Genomic DNA, 18,028 nt, shown 5'->3' on the forward strand with positions numbered 1-18,028 from the left:
TTTAATTCTTCAACTTTTGTAATATTGAAATGCTCTACCAAATACGCTGGTAGGATTAGTTTTAGTATTTCTTTGCTATCCATCATCATGCAAAGATATTATTTTACAACTTCCTCCCCAACTTTTGCACCTGATCCAAATCATCTCTTTTAGATTTATTTTTCCAGTTCATCTGTCCTTCAGTTATTGTATGCTACATTTTAAGCTTAACATCAACCCGTCTCAAGATTACTTTTTACAACGGTATAATACTTCCGTAAAAGCGAAAATCATCCCATAAAAAATACCTCTCCAGCTGTATAATTACTAAATGTTAAAGGAAACGTAAAGACAGTATGTTTTTTTAACTTTAATATACTATGGGTAATAGTAGGTATACTCTAAATTTCTTAGTTATTTTTTAAATATAATAGATACTTTTTTAATAAATCATAAAATGTTATTTTTATTTAGACTTATTATTAATAAAGTACATATATTTGTATCTGTTATTAATTATAAAAAATTATTTAAAATGAAAAAAGTATTTTTAATGGTCTTTTTAGCATTCGCCTCTGTACTAACGATATCATGTAGCAGTGACGATAATGTAATTGAACAACAAAAACCTGATGATGACGGTGACGATAATCAACCAGGTATTCCTTCCGATACAAGTTTAGTCCCTGAGAAAGTAAAAGATGGATTTTCAGGTGTATTTTCAGCTGAAGGAAAAGAGATTGACACTAAATTTACACGAGTGCTTTATGCAGCTAAAGGTTCTGAAACCGAAGGAGAATCAGATGATGTAACTCAATTAATATTTGATAGCGTTGATCCTAAAGGAAACGCAGTGAAAGTGAAGAGATTCCAGCTTTTAACTAAAAACACGGGAGCAACAACGATTGATGAATTGCAATCTGATGATCCAAAAATGAAACAAGTAATAAATGGAGCTAAATTATTTATTGAAATACCAGTAAATACAAATGGAGATTTGATACTTGAAAAAGCATACGTTGGAAACTTAGGTTACACTATGAATGGCGGTGGAGACGAAAGACATCAAGTTACGGCAGAGGAAGTAGCTGATTTAGTATTAAAAATACACACGCTTAATTTACCAACTTTCGACGCATCAAATAAACCTGGCGATAAAGCAATAAAATATGGAGAAGGCACGATAAGCTTTGAGTTTACTGGTAAAGTAAAACACCAAAATTCAGAGACTAGAGGAGACTTTAATATCAAAGTACATAGCACTATTTCAGTAACTCACATCCGTGGAGCTGAAAGAGCAAGTAGAGCTGTAGCTATTGATCCAGCAATTGTAGCAAAAAACAAACAGTAACACTTCTTAGGTGTTAAGTTACTACTAAAAGAGATAATAACTCTATTATCTCTTTTAGTTACTTTTATTCCATCCTATGCACGATTATTCAGAAATGAACAAATTACTTTTTTTTCTTCTGTTTTGGATTAGCCCTATAAATTTAGCTGCACAAAGCAGTACTATTATCCAGGGACAAACAACATATAATACAGTACCATTAGCCGATGTTGAAATCTATTTTAATAGTACCCTAATTGGCTTTTCCGATTCAACAGGGACATACAAAATAAACGTACCTGTCTCTAATTCACCTATCCATTTAGTTTTTTCACATCCTACTCTTGGTACAATAGAACAAGTGAATATACAGAAGACCATACTCAATATTGAGTTTAATCAAGCAAGAAAGGAATTAGATGAATTAGTAATCAAAACTAAATCAGGTACTGAACGCATAGCTTCTTCTGCTTATGCTGTAACTGTCTTAGAGACGAAACAGTTTCACAATTCCAGTGTGGATCTAGTCCAAGTTCTAGATAAGTCAGCAGGTATTAAAGTACTGCAAAAAGGAGGAATGGGATCAGATGTTGACTTATCGCTTAATGGTTTCACAGGGAATCGCGTTAAAATCTTCATGGATGGATTACCACTGGAAAGCTATGGTCCTACTTTTCAACTGAACAATATTCCCGTGCAGCAAATTGAACGAATTGAAATATATAAAGGAGTTGTACCTCCTCAATTTGCAACAGATGCCTTAGGAGGAGTAATCCATATCGTAACACAAAAATCGCATAAACCTCAACTAAACGCTTCATATGCTATTGGTTCCTTTAATACCCACAAATTATACGCTAATGCACAGGTAAGAACACCGAAAGACCTTGTCTTTTCGATCAATTCTTATACCAACTACAGTGATAATGATTATACAGTCAAAGCAAAGGTTTTAGATTTTGAAACGGGTACGTATAGTAAAAACAAGCAAAAAGTCAAGCGGTTCCACGATCTTTACCGCAATCAAGCGCTAAATATAAAAGCTGGGGTAGAAAACAAATCATTTGCAGATGAGTTGTATATCACTTTTGCCTACGGTAAACTATATGATCAAATACAACATGCTGCCGATATGGATAAAGTATTTGGAGAAAAATATAGAACCGCTGAAACTGTAATTCCTGGTATTTTTTACAAAAAAACAAACCTGTTTATCGCTGATTTATCACTGACTCTACAAGCGCATTACAATTTTGGCACATCGACGAACAAAGATTTATCTCAATTTCAATACAACTGGCTAGGCGAGAGGACGGCTGCAAATACGCCTGGCGAACAACGATATGCTGATTATCGATTTAAGAATAACGATGGCTTGTATAAGATGGATGTATCCTATACACTTAATGATGCGCACCGTTTCTACTTGAATCATACACTTACCTCGTTTAACCGAAAGGGACACGATCAGTTTAGAGAATTTCTAACTAAACTACCGACCAAAACGACAAAAAATATACTGGGGATTAGTTATCTATATCAACCCTCTGAAAAATGGAATACGACTTTATTTTATAAAAAATACTATAACCATATTGTCGCTTATTACACATCACAAGATCAACAAAATACGGGGGAATTCACAAATAAAATACAGACAGACGGATATGGTATTGCAATGACCTATACCCTCGCTAACGCATGGCAGCTCAAAGTCTCCTTCGAAAAGGCAATTCGATTACCAAGTAGCAGAGAGTTATTTGGCATAGGTGACGGAATTGAAGAACAAAATGTAAACTTAAAACCCGAACGAAGTGACAATATTAATGCAGGCATACGTTATATGCCCCAACTTTTTGGCGAAAATCAGCTAGCAATTGAGGTTAATTATGCCAATCGAAAAGCAAAAGATTTTATTAATAAAAGAAATCGAAATGGTGTCTTTTATGCGGAGAATTTTGGACAGGTGCACATTCATGCAATTGATATGGATTTGCGCTATACAACACAGCGTTGGTTCTCTGCTGGAACAAACTTTACTTGGCAGAATATAATAAACAAACAAAAATATAGTATAGAAGAAGGACAAGCTAAAGAAGATTATTTCTACAAGGAACGATTACCTAATATTCCTTACTTTTTTGCACATGCTGATATCAACTTCTATATTTCGCAAATTACTACTCCCACAGATAAACTTGCCCTGAGTTTATTTGCTAATTACACCGCCTCATTCACAAACGACTGGGATATTTATAAATCAAGTAACGAAATTCCTCAACAAGTCACTTTTGACTTTAGTCTAAATTATGCTTTTCAAAATGGTAAATACAATGTTTCAACGGAGTGTTTTAATTTATTTGATATTGACCGTTACGACAATTACAATTTACAGAAACCAGGTAGGCATTTTGCATTAAAAATCAATATGCTCTTTAATTAAAAAACTAAATATGAAAAAAACAATTCTATTTCCCTCCTTACTTCTATCTCTTTTTCTTTCCTCGTGTACATCTGATGACACTTCAGATAGAGGAGGAGACACCACAATTACAGTAACGAATCCTTATGTTCTAGTACTGGGAACAGATAATAATGCTTATGTATTTCCTGATATCCCAACTTTGGAAAATGGAGATTTTGATTCTGCAACTGAATCCAAAAAGTCGATACAATTACGCGGTGATCGAAGAGTACATTTTTATGATGAAGATTATATGTATGCCTTTGCATATAGTCAAGATAGCCCTGGAAAATCACTGTCTTTTGAGATAAAGAATGGTGTTTTTTCCATGAGAAAAGAATACGATTTATCCAATGGGATACAAGCGAGAGCAAACTATAAGGAAAGTATCATTGGAACCTATAGCGATCGCGAATATGAACCAGCAAAGGTTACTGCGGAAAATCCTCCTAAGACAGCTGTAAAATTCTTTAAAGTAGCGGTTGAACAGGACCAACTTCTTCCTCCTGTTTCTTGGCCATCATTTAATTTTGATCAGACACAAGAATTAGCTTATATAACAGATATAAAACAATATGGCGATCACTTATTAACAGGAATAAGAACGATAAAAGGATATCTACCTCCCAATGTATTTCCTGAACCAATTCTGCTTTTCGACTCAGATTTTACTGATCGAACCTATGTTGGGGTGTTTGATTCAAACTTCAATCTAACCAAGATCATCAAAGATACGGAGCGAACTGGGATGATCGGTGGAATGATTAAAGCAACAGGGAAAACGGGGATTGAAGTACTAGATAACGGTGATGTATATGCTTTTTGTTCAGCATTTAGTTCGACTGAAAGACCTTCTGGAATTTTAAAAATTAATACGTCCGATTTTTCCTTTGACAAAGATTTCTTCTTCAATATCAGCGAAGCATCTGGAGGCAAAAAATTATTTCGTTCACATTATTTAGGAGGTACACTCTTCTGTTTACAATTATTTAAACAGACAGGATTGGATGTAACTAAATACTATGATGCTCCTGGGGCAGCAAGCAGTTTTGCCATTTTTGACATTGCTACACAATCTTTAACCATGTTAACAGATGAAATACAAAACGTAAAATTAATCACAGATCCCTTCATTGATAAAGATACGAAGAAAATCTATTTTGGTATTAACACCACTACTGATGTACCAAGTATTTATGTCATTGATGCCTTGCAAAAGACAATGACTAAAGGATTAGTCGTTAGAGGACAAGAAATACGAGCACTCGGAAAATTAAAAGTAAAGTAAATTTCAATCGACAAACCAATAATAAAAGAAAACTTACTCTCCCTGCGGGAGAACTAGAATCTAAAAATTAGATTAGAACAACTTTTTATCTGTGATTCTGTATGATATTGATGTATAATAGTGCGTTTTTATACTTATTTTTCAATGAAAATGAATGTATGTTAGGATAGATGCAAACTTTCTTTAGATTGTATCCTGTTTTTATTTCTTTTTATTCAAATCAACTACCTTTGTAAGATGAATCAAGCAGACATCCTAAAAAAGTTGGAGATTGCAGCGCTTAATGCGATGCAGCTTCAAACCCTTCAAACCGCACAAACAAAAAACAACCTTGTTTTACTATCTCCTACAGGATCGGGAAAAACACTGGCTTTTCTATTGCCTATTGTTCAACGATTAAACCCTGCAGTACGAGGTGTACAAGCTGTTATTCTTGTGCCAACGCGTGAATTGGCGCTGCAGATTGAAACGGTGTTTAAAAAGATGGGAACAGCTTTTAAAATCAATGCGTGTTATGGCGGACATTCCACCCGTACGGAATTGAATAATCTTTCTTCTCCGCCTGCGGTTTTGGTGGGAACGCCTGGACGTATCGCTTTTCATATCGAAGAAAATTCCTTTGATACCGCTAGTGTACAAAGCTATGTGATTGACGAATTCGACAAGGCTTTAGAAATGGGGTTCCAAGACGATATGGATTACATCATCCAATCGTTTGATCACCTGAAATTTCGCATGCTGACCTCTGCAACAGCCCTCAAAAAAATACCAGAATTCACAGGAATTGAAAATCCAACGACGCTGAAGTTTTTGCAATCGGAAGCCATCCAACCGCAATTGACATTTAGCAAAGTGGTTTGTCCTGCGGAAGAAAAGTTGGAAGCTGTGATTCAATTGATTGGGAAGATTGGCAAGGATACGATTTTAGTTTTCTGTAACCACCGAGAAGCCGTAGCGCGAATCAGTGAAACCCTCACCAATAAAGGTGTTGCTAATGGAGCTTTCCACGGCGGATTACTACAAGAAGATCGTGAACGCGCTTTGATGAAGTTTAGAAATAGAAGTTGTCATATTCTAATTTCAACGGATTTAGCAGCACGCGGTTTAGATATTCCAGAAATTGGTCATGTCATTCACTACCAGATTCCAGAAAAAGAAGATGCTTTTATTCATCGAAACGGTCGTACCGCACGTATGAAAGCAAAAGGAAAGGTCTATATCATGGTAACCAATGAGGAGCAGTATAGCTTTATTGATCCCAACATGCCCATCGAACAACTCAAAGGAAATTATACGATCGATAATCGCACGGATTTTAAAACGATTTACATCAGTGCTGGTAAAAAAGACAAAGTCAATAAGGTTGATATTGTAGGGTATTTAATCAAAACGGGCGGGCTCCAAAAAGAGGACATCGGGTTGATTGAAGTCAAAGATACCCAAGCCTTTGTTGCCGTTCAAACGGCAAAGATTAAACCTTTGTTACAAAAGCTAAAAGATACCAGATTAAAGAATAAAAAAGTGAAAATTGCGATAGCAAAAGAGTAATTTTTACTTTGGTTGAAGTAGAGCTTGTATTGTGTTAATCCTAGCCTTCCCTATGAGAAACGAACCCGATTATGAATTGTTTTTTTTCTTGATTTTTTTAACGGTGATTTTAACGAATGTCGGTTATTCATCTGCTCAGAAACATCTTCGAAAAAAAAAGGTTTTTTATCCTATACTTATCCTCTCTATTCTTGGGGTGGTTTATGCTGCTTTTCAAATCGAGATTGGGTGGCAACGAAAGAGTATCTTTGGTATTTTATCTCCTCTGTTCTTGTTTTTTTATTTAGTGCTATACAAACTAGTCGATCGAATTGCATACAGGATGTACAATAGACACATTTACTTTAGTTGTAAAGTTAGTAGCTTTTTAGGGGAAAAGGAAGCAACGGAGGCTACTTGGTTAGAGACGCTTATGCAAATAGGAATCATAGCGGTTTCCTTAATCAGCTGGAATAAAGTTATTGAATGGGTAACTTTGTACTGTGCCACGACCTAAATTTATTTTTCCTGTTGATATTTTGTTTGTGCTTGTTGAAAGGTTTCTTGAATCACAGCAGGGACAGAACCAGCGATAGAAACAAAAAAAATACTACAAGCGCTTAATAGAAACCCGGGGATAATCTCATATAAAGGTTCGCGAAAACCAAAAATAACACCCCCAAGTACTTCTTTTTGATACATGGGCCAAAAGATAACGGTTAGTCCGCCAACGAGAATTCCTGTCAAGGCGGCCCATCCGGTTGTTTTCTTCCAAAATAAAGTAAAAAGAAGCAAAGGACCAAAGGCTGCACCAAAACCAGCCCAAGCACGAGCCACTAACCCGAGAATGCTGTTGTGTTCATCTTGAGCAAGTAACAAAGCAATGCCTGCAATCAAAAGCACAGCTAAACGACTCATCCAAACCAATTCGCGTTGATTTGCGGAACGTCTGAAATACGCGTGATAAAAATCTTGGGTTAAGGTGCTAGAGGCCATAAGGAGTTGTGCGCTAAGGGTACTCATCACCGCTGCGAGAATGGCGGATAATAGAATTCCAACGACCCAAGGAGTAAAGAGGTAGTGGATTAATTCAATAAAAATCATTTCCCTGTTTGCGTATACGCCTAGGGCTTGATTGGGGTGAGCTTGAAAATAGGCAATCCCCAAATACCCAATTGCAACAGCCCCTGATAAACACAACAACATCCAGCTCATACCGATACGACGTGCATTTTTCATGGTTTTGGCTGATGCTGCAGCCATAAATCGAGCTAAAATATGAGGTTGCCCAAAATACCCTAACCCCCAGGCTGCTGCGCTAAGGATGGTGATGATACTGGCATTGTGAATAAGGCTGGAATAAGCAATATGATCCATTTGCATGGCGTGCTCCAGTTGCTCACGGACGTCCGACCATTGACCAAGTGAAAGAACAATCATGATAGGCGTCAAAAGTAGGGCAAACAACATAAGCGAGGCTTGTAGGGTATCACACCAACTAACGGCAAGAAAACCGCCAATAAACGTATAGATAATGGTAGCTAAGGCACTAAATAGCAAAGCTTGTTGGTAAGGAAGGTGAAAGACAGTGGTAAAGAGTTGAGCACCAGCCACCATACCCGAGGCACAATAGAGGGTAAAGAACAGCAGAATGACTAGCGCAGCTATCGTTTTAACAGGTTTTCCTGTAGAGCCAAAACGATGCAAGAAAAAATCGGGTAGGGTTAAGGCATTGTGATAGCATTCGGTATGGACGCGCAATCGTCCCGCTACGAATCGCCAATTCAAATAAGCCCCAATGAGTAAACCAATAGCAATCCAACTTTGTGATAACCCCAAGGCATAAATACTACCCGGTAATCCCATCAACAACCAACCCGACATATCGGATGCACCTGCCGATAAAGCGGTGACAAGCGAACCTAAACGTCGTCCACCGAGAATATAATCAGAAAAGTTTTTAGTTCGTAAATAAGCGAAAATGCCAATGCCTAAAATGAGACAGAGGTAAATAAAAAAGGTAAATAGGGTAGGGTTGATTTGCATTTTTTATTTTAAAACTAAATAAAAAATAATTTAATCCATTGGTAATGTGTGATATAAGTAAGTATTTGGTTGTTGGTGTTTGAATTGTGAAAGAAAAATAGCTTCATTTTGGGATAAGCATAAAAAAATCAGGTTCTCTTTTAAAGAGAACCTGATGACAATCAAAAAAAACGAATTAGGGAGGCTATGCGTGTAACAACGCTATTCTAGTATCGCTTAATTCTTGTAGAATAACGATTCGATTTTCAGTAAAATACGTCTGGTCTTGGGTGAATAAAGTTTCATAATAGGCAATACCAGCAAGTAAATTTTCTTTGGTTTTTTCTAATTTTTTAATTTTAATTGGGGTGGAGTCACACTGGAGTTGATCTTTTTCTTGCTGATAGTGATCCAAGTACATACGCAGTTCTTTTAAAAAGAAATGGGGACGGTTTTCAGCATCAATGATGTTAGTTCGCCCATAAATGTGTTGCACCATCGTTTTGAGGGACACTTCCTTGCTGAAGTAGGCGATATTGGGGCCTGGACAAATAACAACGCCTTGAGCTTCTCCTTTGATTGGCAAATCATTTTCTAAAAAGGAAGCATTCGCTAAACCAATGCACAAGCAGGCTTTTTCTGTAATGGCATTGAATTTAGCCTGGTAAGCAGCTTCCGTCAAGTTCTCTTTTTGGCTTTTTAGGGCTTCGAGCTCAATGGTTTGATATTTGCGTGAAGCGGTACAAATCCCTTCGCGATCATGTGTTTTATCTAGTGCTAAGTACTTTCTCGGACAAGAACTCCCTGCCTTATCTTTGTTGATGCGTTGTGCTTTGTGAAATTCATTGGTCGCGCCCTTGATGTTGTTAAAGGGAATTCCCAAAGGGGAAATCTGACTCAAATACAAATCTTCTTCTTTGGCATTCGCCAAGAGTTGACGAGTGGCAACATCGACTGAAGTAGCTTCAGGAACTAAGAGAAAAGGAGAACCCCATCCCACAGCATCCACTTGGTAATGATCCAGTAAAAACTGGTGCTCTGCTGCTGTTCCTACACCGCCTTGGGCTGTAATCTGCAACGGCAAAGGCAATTCGGGTACAAAGCGCTCTTTTTGTGCCAAGGCTTTACACATCAAATCATGGGTCGTCTGAATCAATTCTTCGCGCTTGGTCTTGAATTCATCTAAAATAACTCCCAATAAATAGCCATCGGTTGCAAAAGCATGCCCTCCGCAGTTTAACCCCGATTCAATGCGATATTCAGATACCCACAAGCCTTTCTTCGCTAAAAAACTTCCCTGAATTAAAGCGGAACGATAATCGCTGACCTTTAAAATAATCTTCTTTTGTAATTCCGCATTAGCGGTGGGATAAAAGGCATCAAATTCCTCAAAATAGCTGAATAATTTGGGATTCATCCCCGCAGATAACACCACAGCGGATTGTAAACTGCTGTTGCTAAACCCGCGTAAAGCTGCGTGTGCATCGTTGTATTTGGCTGGTAAGGATTCCTTTTTATCGAAATTTTCACGGTCTACTTTGGTCATAATATTGACATCAATAGATCCAGGGGTTAAATAAGTGTCGAGAATGTTTTTGAGGTGGTCAACAGAGATTTTGTCATCTATATAGGTCTGTAATTGCTTGCGAATGTCTGACATCGTAGGCAATAAATCCATGTATTCTTCTACGTTCTTTTTACTCTGGAGTAAATCTCTTTTTAGGTGGTCAAATTTTCGCTTGACAATGGTATCCAGGGTGTTGAGGTAAGCAGTAATGCGCTTGGCTCTAAAATCTTCAATTTTCTTCGTAATCTCTTGGTACGGCAATTCAAATTTCTCACAGTAGAATTTGTTCATGCGCTCAATGAGCTCATCATCCATGACAGATAAGGTGGAGGTTAATCCATATTGAGCCACGCGAACTGGACTATCAATGGTATAAGCAAGCCCCATCACAGGAATGTGAAAGGTATGCAAAGGTTTTACTTTCATTTGGGTTTCGGTTTAGTTGTAAAGGGTGAAAATAGCTAATTTATATGGCTCAATTACTGATATTTATCATAGAAATCAAGCGTTGTAATACGCCTTTTTTTGATGTTATCTTATTGATTATCGGGTATTTTCTTGTGATAAAAAGAAGAACAAAAAGGATTGAGAAGAGGATCGTATTTTTCAAAAAAAGAGAAAAATCGATTTATTTAGTTAACTATTCAATGAGTTGTCTCTTGCTTTTATATTATATCAGTATAAATGATTTTTTCGTGATTTTTAGGTATTGTTTTTGTGATTTTGTTTGAAAAAATGTAAACGGGAAACAGCAATCTAGAATTAGAAACATGAACTATGAAACATGAACTATGAAACAATATAAGGTCTTAATTTTGCTCCTTTTTTTACTCAGCTGTAAGCAAGGAAAAAAACAACGGTATGTGTATGATCATACGTTGAGTTTTGACGTGTATTCCTCTTCTTATTGGTCTGGTTATGTTGCGGAAGAGGATTTCTTTTATACTACAAATCTAGCAACACGATCCATGCGGTTTTACGATTCCAAAGGCAAAGAGCTAAACCGATTCTCTTTCAATGATATCATTGCACCCAATACAACTGGGTTCCAAGTAAAGGTACTGTCTAGTAAGGAGGTTTATCTTCTCGATTATGCGACTCGTTTTATTTGGAAACTAGACTCTTTAGGTAAAATAAACACAAAAGTTGATTTTTATAAATTAGAACAGAACGAATCGATATGGCCTTATTTTACGAATGATATAAATGGAATTGAAGGAGAAACTATATTACTTGATTTGGCTTATATGGACCCATTGAATAACGAAAGTTTAGCATCAAAAGTAGAGGCTGAAAAATATAGATCTTGTTTTGGTAAAATTGAGGGATTTGAGACGAACCCCAAGGTAATCTATTCGTATATAACACCTGCCTACTTAACGGAACAGGCACAAAAAAATGAAGAAGAGTATTTTTCAACCTATACTTCCTCTATTATTCATCAAGATCAAGTCTTTTTTGTTGATCAATCTGCAAATTTAATTTATGTCTTAGATCGCGTGACTTTAGAAGTGAAAAGAACAATTCCTATAATCTCTCAGTATACGGATACAGCAATAGAAAATTTCACTTTTTATACCCCTGAAAAAGCCAAAACGATCAATTATACGGATTACAATTATGAATACGCAGCTCAAGTGAATCAAATCGTTTATGACCCCTATCGGGATACTTTTCTAGTTGTACTAGCACATCGTGCTGCAGTAGATAAAGATCCTGAACAGAAATATACCAACCGACCGTTTTCAATTATTACGTACGATAAGGAGTTTCATGTGATAGATGAACATGTGATAGATCAACAGGTATTCTTCAATCGAAAATACGATTTTTATAAAACAATTTTCCCTACAAAAGAGGGACTGTTAATTCATTCCAACAGTAAGATGAGTCCAACCTATAAACCTAATACTTTGAGTTATGATCTTTTTAAAATTTAATAAGGGCTATAGCCTTTTACTACTAATACTATTGTTTGCCGCTTGTAAGCAACATGGTCCTAGTAAATATGAGCATATTCAAACCATTCTAGTAGATTCGCTTCATCTTCAGAATGCATATAAAGCGATTTTGATACTTGAAGATGGAAGCTGCCCTAGTTGTCAAAAAGAATTAAATCGCTTTATTTTACATCATATAGATAAAGACGATGTGCTATTTGTGGTGTCTAATGACGAACGATTCGTCGATTTATCCGAATTAAAAACAATAGAGAAACAAAACCTCGTGATTGATAACCAAAAACTATTCTACAATAAAAATATTATTGAAGATTCAGCTGTGATTATCCTCAAGGATAAGCAAATTGACACGATTCTAGTCTTGTCCAATTCGGATGTGTTACAGCGTAATTTAAACTATTTATCCTCCTTGGTTTTTTCGGATGAAAACGAGTAAACGAAATAGAGATTCGTTTTATTTGGATCAATACTTTCAATAGTTCGGATAAAGCTTTAAATTTAGACATTGAATCGTCATTAAAAGTGACTTTTTTACGATTGCGAGTCCAAATAGTATAGACCAATTTAATTCGTGCCTTATTTTGAATTTAAAACTACTACTTTCCAAGTTTTTAGAATATGAGCTTTATGCTAGCAAATCATTGAGTATTACGATAGGAACGATTCTGTTTATTGTTTTTACTTTGATGATTACCAAATATGGATTGACGTTTTTACGTAAAACGGTAATTAAAAATTCGCCTCCTGATGTTGCCTTGCGCTTGAGAAGTGTGTTTAATTTTGTCAATTACTTCATTTACGTAATTATGTTCTTTTTCATACTCAATGTCATTGGGTTGAATATTAGTATGTTCTTGACTACTTCCGCCGCTTTATTTGTAGGATTGGGATTCGCACTTCAAGATATTTTTCGCGATATTATTGCGGGAATCTATATCTTGTTTGATAAGACCTTGAATCTAGGGGATGTAATTGAAGTGAATGGGCAAGTGGCTCGGGTAAAGGCTATTCACTTGAGATGTACCATTGTGGAAACGAGAAACCTAAAAGATATCGTAATTCCCAACCGAAAATTAATTGATGATATTGTGTACAACTGGACGCATGAAGATCCTGTAATTCGTGCGCGAATTGATGTAGGCGTCTATATTGGAACGGATGTGGAACTAGTGAAAGCTGTTCTACTCACTGCGGTTGAAGATAATAAAGATGTATTGAAAAATCCTAAACCGATTGTTTTTATTGATCAATTTGGGGATTCTTCCATCCGATTTATTCTGTATTACTTCATCGAAAATGCTTTTGATAACGATCGAATTTCAAGTGACATTCGCTTCGCCATTGACAAGAAATTTAAGTTGAATAATATTTCCCTTCCTGTACCTGTACTGAAAGTGGATCAAACACCTGTAGCGTAATTCGATAGGATAACGTTCGGGTAAAATACGTACTTTTGTGTTTTTACTAAACTTATGGCTGCTACAAAATATGGAACTGGAAAAAATGCGCCCATAGCGGTGGTGAATCAAAGACAACCCGCAAGAAAAAAGTCATCACCTCGTCGACCGAAAAAAAAGAAAAATAAGGCAATGTTTAATCGCATTAAATGGGTGTGTATTGTTGTGGTGTTACTCGGTGCAGGTGTTTGGTTTGGCATTACGTTTCAGGAGGGAATTAAGTACTTCTTTAGCGCTGAACGCAAGGAAGCGGAGGAGAAGTCTTTTTTTGATTTTAGAACTGTAGAAGTGTTACAGCGCCATGAAGATCGCTTGATTGGATTTGATGTATCGCATTATCAAGGGGTAATTGATTGGGAAGCAGTGGATTCTGTGGCTCAACGAGCACCTTTATCCTTCGTTTTTGTTCGTGCAACTATGGGGGATGATGGTAAAGACAAAGCGTTTGATCTTAATTGGAAAGGAGCTCGTGCCAATCACTTTATTCGAGGAGCCTATCATTACTATCGCCCAGATGAAAACTCCATCAAACAAGCGGAAAACTTTATTGCTACAGTAAAATTATCAGAAGGAGATTTTCCTCCTGTATTAGATATTGAAGATTTACCGAAAAAACAATCCATGGACAATTTAGTGCTTGGACTGAAACGTTGGATGGATATGATTGAACAACATTATGGAGTGCAACCGATTCTGTATTCAGGGGAGCATTACTATACCAACCATTTGAAAAAATGGTTTCCTGATCATGTGGTCTGGATTGCCAATTATAATTTCTTTGTGGAAGAAATAAAACCGGAATGGCATTTTTGGCAGTTCACTGAAAAAGGAGTGGTCAAAGGTATTGATGGTAAAGTAGATTTGAATATTTACAACGGAAATAAATCGGATATTCGCAGTATTTTGATGAAATAAGAAGCTTATTTTCGCACGTCAAAGGCATCACGTATAGCATTTCCTAATTGGGTAAAACAAAGCACAATGATGAACATTGCCAAACCAGGTAATAAAGCTAAGTAAGCTTTGCCTACTAAAATATAGTTGTAATTTTCTTTAATCATCGCTCCCCAACTTGGAGTAGGAACTTGCGTGCCTATTCCTAAAAAACTCAATCCACTTTCGACTAAGATAGCAGAAGCAAAATTGGCGGCTGAAATGACAATAACAGGAGCCATGCAATTAGGTAAAATGTGACGGGTAATGATACGGTAGTCCGAATAGCCTAACGCACGTGCCGCAGTAATATACTGTTGCTGTTTCACGCTGATAACTTGGCCTCGTACAACGCGAGCCACTTCAACCCACATGGTCAATCCAACAGCAATAAATACCTGCCAAAACCCCTTACCTAAGGCTAAGGTAATCGCAATAACCAACAACAAGGTCGGAATAGACCAAAAAATATTGATAATCCATAAGATAAAGGCATCGATTTTTCCGCCATAAAAACCAGCAATAGCTCCTAAACTAATCCCAATAATCAGAGAAATGGAAACGGCAATAAAGCCAATGGAAAGAGAAATACGTGAGCCTAAAACTAATCGACTGTAGTAATCTCTCCCTTGATTGTCTGTGCCTAACCAAAATGTTTTCTGCTGAATTAAATGAGCCTGTTCTTGAGCTGAAAAAGAAGCTAAGGCTAAGGCCTGTTCCTGTCCTAAATCACTGAAATCAGTATAAGGAATATAAAATAAGGTGTCATTTGCTAGGCGATAGGAGTGAAGCGGAATTTGTTCTTTGACTGTTTTGCGCCCCATCCAATATTCAGACCATGTCGTTGAAGTAGTCGTAGGAAAAACTAATACCTCTGTTTTAAATCCAGGTGCTTTGGAACGAATGGCTAAATCTCCTGCATTGGCATGCTGGGATTGATCTGGAATAATAAAGTAAGCGAATACACTGACCAAAATAAAAAAAATGATCACCCAAAAACACAAAACGCCCCGAAAATCCTTTTTGAATTTTCGGAGCGCAATATTCGTGTTACTATTCTTATTTCTAGCCATTAAACTAGTTCCTTATAATTTTTTATCAGAAAACTTCTTCGTGTTTGTTGGCGCTTTTGTTAGTTGCTGAATATCTTGTAAAATTTTTACTCCTTCTTCAACATAAACGTCACTACTTAAAGACTCATGCCATCTGTCTCTTTTCTGTTCTAGAAGTGTATCTGTTTTTACACGCTCTATTTCACTAGGTAAAGAAGAGAATTTTAAACGGTTGTTGTATTTGGAAATAGATTTGAATTTCTTTACTTTTTCGTCTACTTCTTTTTGTTTTTCCTCGTAACTTTTTAAATTCAACGTGAATGATTTTTCATCTTTACGCTCGTTAATCCATCGCGCATTTTCATCAATTAATTTAAACTGATCATGTCCAGCAATTCTCGACTTACTCTTGTTGATTACCGAGGTAAAATCATTGTTGTATGGCGTGTAATTCGCACGGTCAATTTTATCCCATGGCATGGCATTGTCCATGTCGCGCTCTCCCATATCGATATAAGAATAACGATCTGGTAAGATGATGTCACTCAATACTCCTTCTCTTTGCGTAGAACCTCCGTTGATACGGTAGAATTTCTGTAGCGTAATTTTCAACGCTCCTAAATCACCATACGGTTGTTTTTTTAACAGCTCGTTCAAATCAACTAGGTTCTGAACTGTTCCTTTTCCATAGGTATGCTTACTGCCAATAATTAACCCGCGTTTGTAATCTTGAATAGCAGCTGCAAAAATCTCAGAAGCAGAAGCAGAAAAGTTATTGACCAAGACAACTAACGGACCATCCCATACAATTGGTGTTCCTTTGTCGTCTAGAATTTGCTGTTTCCCTCTCGATGATTTTACCTGAACCACAGGACCTTCTTTAGAAAATAAGCCCAACATGTCCACTACAGTTTGAAGGGATCCTCCGCCATTATTTCTCAAGTCCATGATAATTCCATCTACATTTTGTTTCTTTAATTCAATAATTTCTTTTTGAACATCAGTAAACGCATTGCGGTTGTCCTTATTTTCAAAGTTGATGTAGAATTTTGGCAATTGGATGATTCCATAGCGATTAGTGCCATCTTCGATAATACTCGATTTCGCAAAAGTTTCTTCAAACTCAATCACTTCACGAGTGATGGCAACCGTTTTAATGGTTCCCTCAATTTTTTTAATGGTTAAGTAAACCGTCGTACCTTTTTTTCCTTTAATTAATTTTACCACATTGTCCAAGCGAACGCCTACTACATCGATTGGCTCTTCGTCTTTACTTTGCGCTACTTTTAGGATGATGTCTCCCACTTCAATCTCTTTTCCTCTCCATGCTGGACCACCTGGTACTAATTCATTAATTTCAACCCCTTCTGTTTTTTTTCTTAAGACAGCACCAATTCCCTCAATACTACCACTCATACTTGCATCAAATTTTTCTTTGTTCTCGGGTGCAAAGTAGAATGAATGTGGATCAAAACGCTCAACAATAGAATTTAAATAAACAGAGAACCAATCTTTTCGCTCTAAGTCATTCAAGGCATCAAAGTATTCGTCTAGCGATTTTTTGGTACTTTCACGGGCCTCTTTTTCTAATTGCTCAAAGGATTTGATTTCTTTGGGTTTATCATCTTTTTTCTTTTTGGTCGGCTTTGCTTTTTCAACCGTATTGCCATATTCATCTTCTTCTGCCTCTTCATCTTCCACTACATCTTTGCCCTCTTGAATTTTAATATTATCAGTAAGTGTAGATAATGCATTTAATTTCAATTGTTTTCTCCAACGGTCTTTCAATTCCGCTTGGTCTTTGGCAAATCCAATATTGTCGTAATCGGCGTCAAAAGACTCCTCTTGTGTATAGTCAAATGGCACGTCTAAAACCTCGCTATAGATAGTTTTGGCTTCATTCATTCGTTGCGTAATACGAGCATAGGTTAAATCAAAAAAAGAAAGTTCCTTTAATTGAATCATATCGTCAATTAAAAGTTCATATTTGCTAAATTCATCTAAATCTGATTGAAGAAAATAACGCTTCATCGGGTCAAGTGCCTTGATGTATTCCTTGTACACTTGCTGTGAAAACTTATCATCTAATTTGGGTGGATCATAATGGGTACGCTCCATTAAATAAGTGACTAACTCTAACAAAAGTTGGTCTTTTTCTGGATCCTCCGTTTCCTGTTTAGGTATAAAACTCCATAGTGCGGCTGAAACAGCGAGTAGAAGAATGATAACCTTATAATTTCTTTTCATAAATGCCCAAATAGTATTCATTAAATAGTTTTGAACTAAAGTAGTTAAAAAAGCAAAGTAATTATTATGTAAGCAGATAATTATTTGTTAAATGACAACATACGACTTAGTGACCCCTCGTTTTAATGTTTATAAAGTCTGAAATAACAAAATGTTTTACATAATAATTGTTACTTTTACGAAAGTAATTAAAAATTT

13 protein-coding genes are annotated in these 18,028 nt (G+C 36.4%); 9 read left to right on the top strand and 4 right to left on the bottom strand.

Annotated features, from left to right (window positions below):
- Positions 1-514 precede the first annotated feature (514 nt).
- The 5 genes from ACLJX0_RS03040 (at position 515) to ACLJX0_RS03060 (ending at position 7,105) form a co-directional block, all read left to right on the top strand.
- Positions 515-1,330, top strand: a complete 816-nt coding sequence (locus ACLJX0_RS03040) for a hypothetical protein (RefSeq protein ID WP_410878310.1) — start codon at positions 515-517, stop codon at positions 1,328-1,330.
- A 94-nt stretch (positions 1,331-1,424) separates the two neighbouring features.
- Positions 1,425-3,752, top strand: coding sequence for a TonB-dependent receptor plug domain-containing protein (locus tag ACLJX0_RS03045; protein ID WP_410878313.1), 2,328 nt, complete (start codon positions 1,425-1,427; stop codon positions 3,750-3,752).
- Between the two features lie 10 nt (positions 3,753-3,762).
- On the top strand, positions 3,763-5,061 hold the full coding sequence (locus ACLJX0_RS03050) for a DUF4374 domain-containing protein (RefSeq protein WP_410878314.1): 1,299 nt from the start codon (positions 3,763-3,765) through the stop codon (positions 5,059-5,061).
- Between the two features lie 237 nt (positions 5,062-5,298).
- Positions 5,299-6,609 (top strand): DEAD/DEAH box helicase, encoded by a 1,311-nt coding sequence (locus tag ACLJX0_RS03055; protein WP_410878316.1) that lies wholly within the window; start codon positions 5,299-5,301, stop codon positions 6,607-6,609.
- A 52-nt stretch (positions 6,610-6,661) separates the two neighbouring features.
- Positions 6,662-7,105, top strand: coding sequence for a hypothetical protein (locus ACLJX0_RS03060; RefSeq protein WP_410878318.1), 444 nt, complete (start codon positions 6,662-6,664; stop codon positions 7,103-7,105).
- 2 nt (positions 7,106-7,107) lie between these two features.
- Here the strand turns inward: ACLJX0_RS03060 and putP are convergent, their stop codons facing one another.
- Both putP and ACLJX0_RS03070 read right to left on the bottom strand, forming a co-directional pair.
- Positions 7,108-8,634 carry a sodium/proline symporter PutP gene (gene putP / locus ACLJX0_RS03065; protein WP_410878320.1) on the bottom strand — a complete coding sequence of 509 codons (1,527 nt, stop codon included), beginning with the start codon at positions 8,632-8,634 and terminating at the stop codon, positions 7,108-7,110.
- A 184-nt stretch (positions 8,635-8,818) separates the two neighbouring features.
- The gene (locus tag ACLJX0_RS03070) at positions 8,819-10,606 is read right to left on the bottom strand and encodes a hypothetical protein (RefSeq protein WP_410878322.1); all 1,788 of its coding nucleotides are present in this window, start codon (positions 10,604-10,606) and stop codon (positions 8,819-8,821) included.
- Positions 10,607-10,971: 365 nt separating this feature from the next.
- Between ACLJX0_RS03070 and ACLJX0_RS03075 the strand changes: the two genes are divergently transcribed.
- From ACLJX0_RS03075 to ACLJX0_RS03090, 4 genes are all read left to right on the top strand, one after another.
- Positions 10,972-12,120, top strand: coding sequence for a hypothetical protein (locus ACLJX0_RS03075; protein WP_410878324.1), 1,149 nt, complete (start codon positions 10,972-10,974; stop codon positions 12,118-12,120).
- Positions 12,101-12,577 carry a hypothetical protein gene (locus tag ACLJX0_RS03080; RefSeq protein WP_410878326.1) on the top strand — a complete coding sequence of 159 codons (477 nt, stop codon included), beginning with the start codon at positions 12,101-12,103 and terminating at the stop codon, positions 12,575-12,577. Before ACLJX0_RS03075 ends, ACLJX0_RS03080 begins: the two co-directional genes overlap by 20 nt.
- A gap of 145 nt (positions 12,578-12,722) precedes the next feature.
- Positions 12,723-13,559 carry a mechanosensitive ion channel family protein gene (locus ACLJX0_RS03085; RefSeq protein ID WP_410878328.1) on the top strand — a complete coding sequence of 279 codons (837 nt, stop codon included), beginning with the start codon at positions 12,723-12,725 and terminating at the stop codon, positions 13,557-13,559.
- Positions 13,560-13,613: 54 nt separating this feature from the next.
- Positions 13,614-14,513, top strand: a complete 900-nt coding sequence (locus ACLJX0_RS03090; RefSeq protein WP_410878330.1) for a glycoside hydrolase family 25 protein — start codon at positions 13,614-13,616, stop codon at positions 14,511-14,513.
- Positions 14,514-14,518: 5 nt separating this feature from the next.
- On the opposite strand, the gene ACLJX0_RS03095 is transcribed toward ACLJX0_RS03090, so the two are convergent.
- Both ACLJX0_RS03095 and ACLJX0_RS03100 read right to left on the bottom strand, forming a co-directional pair.
- A complete protein-coding gene (locus ACLJX0_RS03095) occupies positions 14,519-15,604 on the bottom strand; it encodes an ABC transporter permease (RefSeq protein ID WP_410878332.1) in 1,086 nt (361 codons plus the stop codon).
- A gap of 12 nt (positions 15,605-15,616) precedes the next feature.
- Positions 15,617-17,851 (bottom strand): carboxy terminal-processing peptidase, encoded by a 2,235-nt coding sequence (locus ACLJX0_RS03100; protein ID WP_410878334.1) that lies wholly within the window; start codon positions 17,849-17,851, stop codon positions 15,617-15,619.
- Between the last annotated feature and the right edge of the window lie 177 nt (positions 17,852-18,028).

Source organism: Myroides sp. DW712 (genome assembly GCF_046557355.1).
GTDB lineage: Bacteria > Bacteroidota > Bacteroidia > Flavobacteriales > Flavobacteriaceae > Flavobacterium.

Bases quoted from the DNA above. Each gene is read 5' to 3' on its own strand.
- ACLJX0_RS03070 (WP_410878322.1), bottom strand. From the start codon at position 10,606: ATGAAAGTAAAACCTTTGCATACCTTTCACATTCCTGTGATGGGGCTT.
- ACLJX0_RS03075 (WP_410878324.1), top strand. From the start codon at position 10,972: ATGAAACAATATAAGGTCTTAATTTTGCTCCTTTTTTTACTCAGCTGT.
- ACLJX0_RS03040 (WP_410878310.1), top strand. From the start codon at position 515: ATGAAAAAAGTATTTTTAATGGTCTTTTTAGCATTCGCCTCTGTACTA.
- ACLJX0_RS03060 (WP_410878318.1), top strand. From the start codon at position 6,662: ATGAGAAACGAACCCGATTATGAATTGTTTTTTTTCTTGATTTTTTTA.
- ACLJX0_RS03090 (WP_410878330.1), top strand. From the start codon at position 13,614: ATGGCTGCTACAAAATATGGAACTGGAAAAAATGCGCCCATAGCGGTG.
- ACLJX0_RS03055 (WP_410878316.1), top strand. From the start codon at position 5,299: ATGAATCAAGCAGACATCCTAAAAAAGTTGGAGATTGCAGCGCTTAAT.
- ACLJX0_RS03045 (WP_410878313.1), top strand. From the start codon at position 1,425: ATGAACAAATTACTTTTTTTTCTTCTGTTTTGGATTAGCCCTATAAAT.
- ACLJX0_RS03100 (WP_410878334.1), bottom strand. From the start codon at position 17,851: ATGAATACTATTTGGGCATTTATGAAAAGAAATTATAAGGTTATCATT.
- putP (WP_410878320.1), bottom strand. From the start codon at position 8,634: ATGCAAATCAACCCTACCCTATTTACCTTTTTTATTTACCTCTGTCTC.
- ACLJX0_RS03095 (WP_410878332.1), bottom strand. From the start codon at position 15,604: ATGGCTAGAAATAAGAATAGTAACACGAATATTGCGCTCCGAAAATTC.
- ACLJX0_RS03080 (WP_410878326.1), top strand. From the start codon at position 12,101: ATGATCTTTTTAAAATTTAATAAGGGCTATAGCCTTTTACTACTAATA.
- ACLJX0_RS03050 (WP_410878314.1), top strand. From the start codon at position 3,763: ATGAAAAAAACAATTCTATTTCCCTCCTTACTTCTATCTCTTTTTCTT.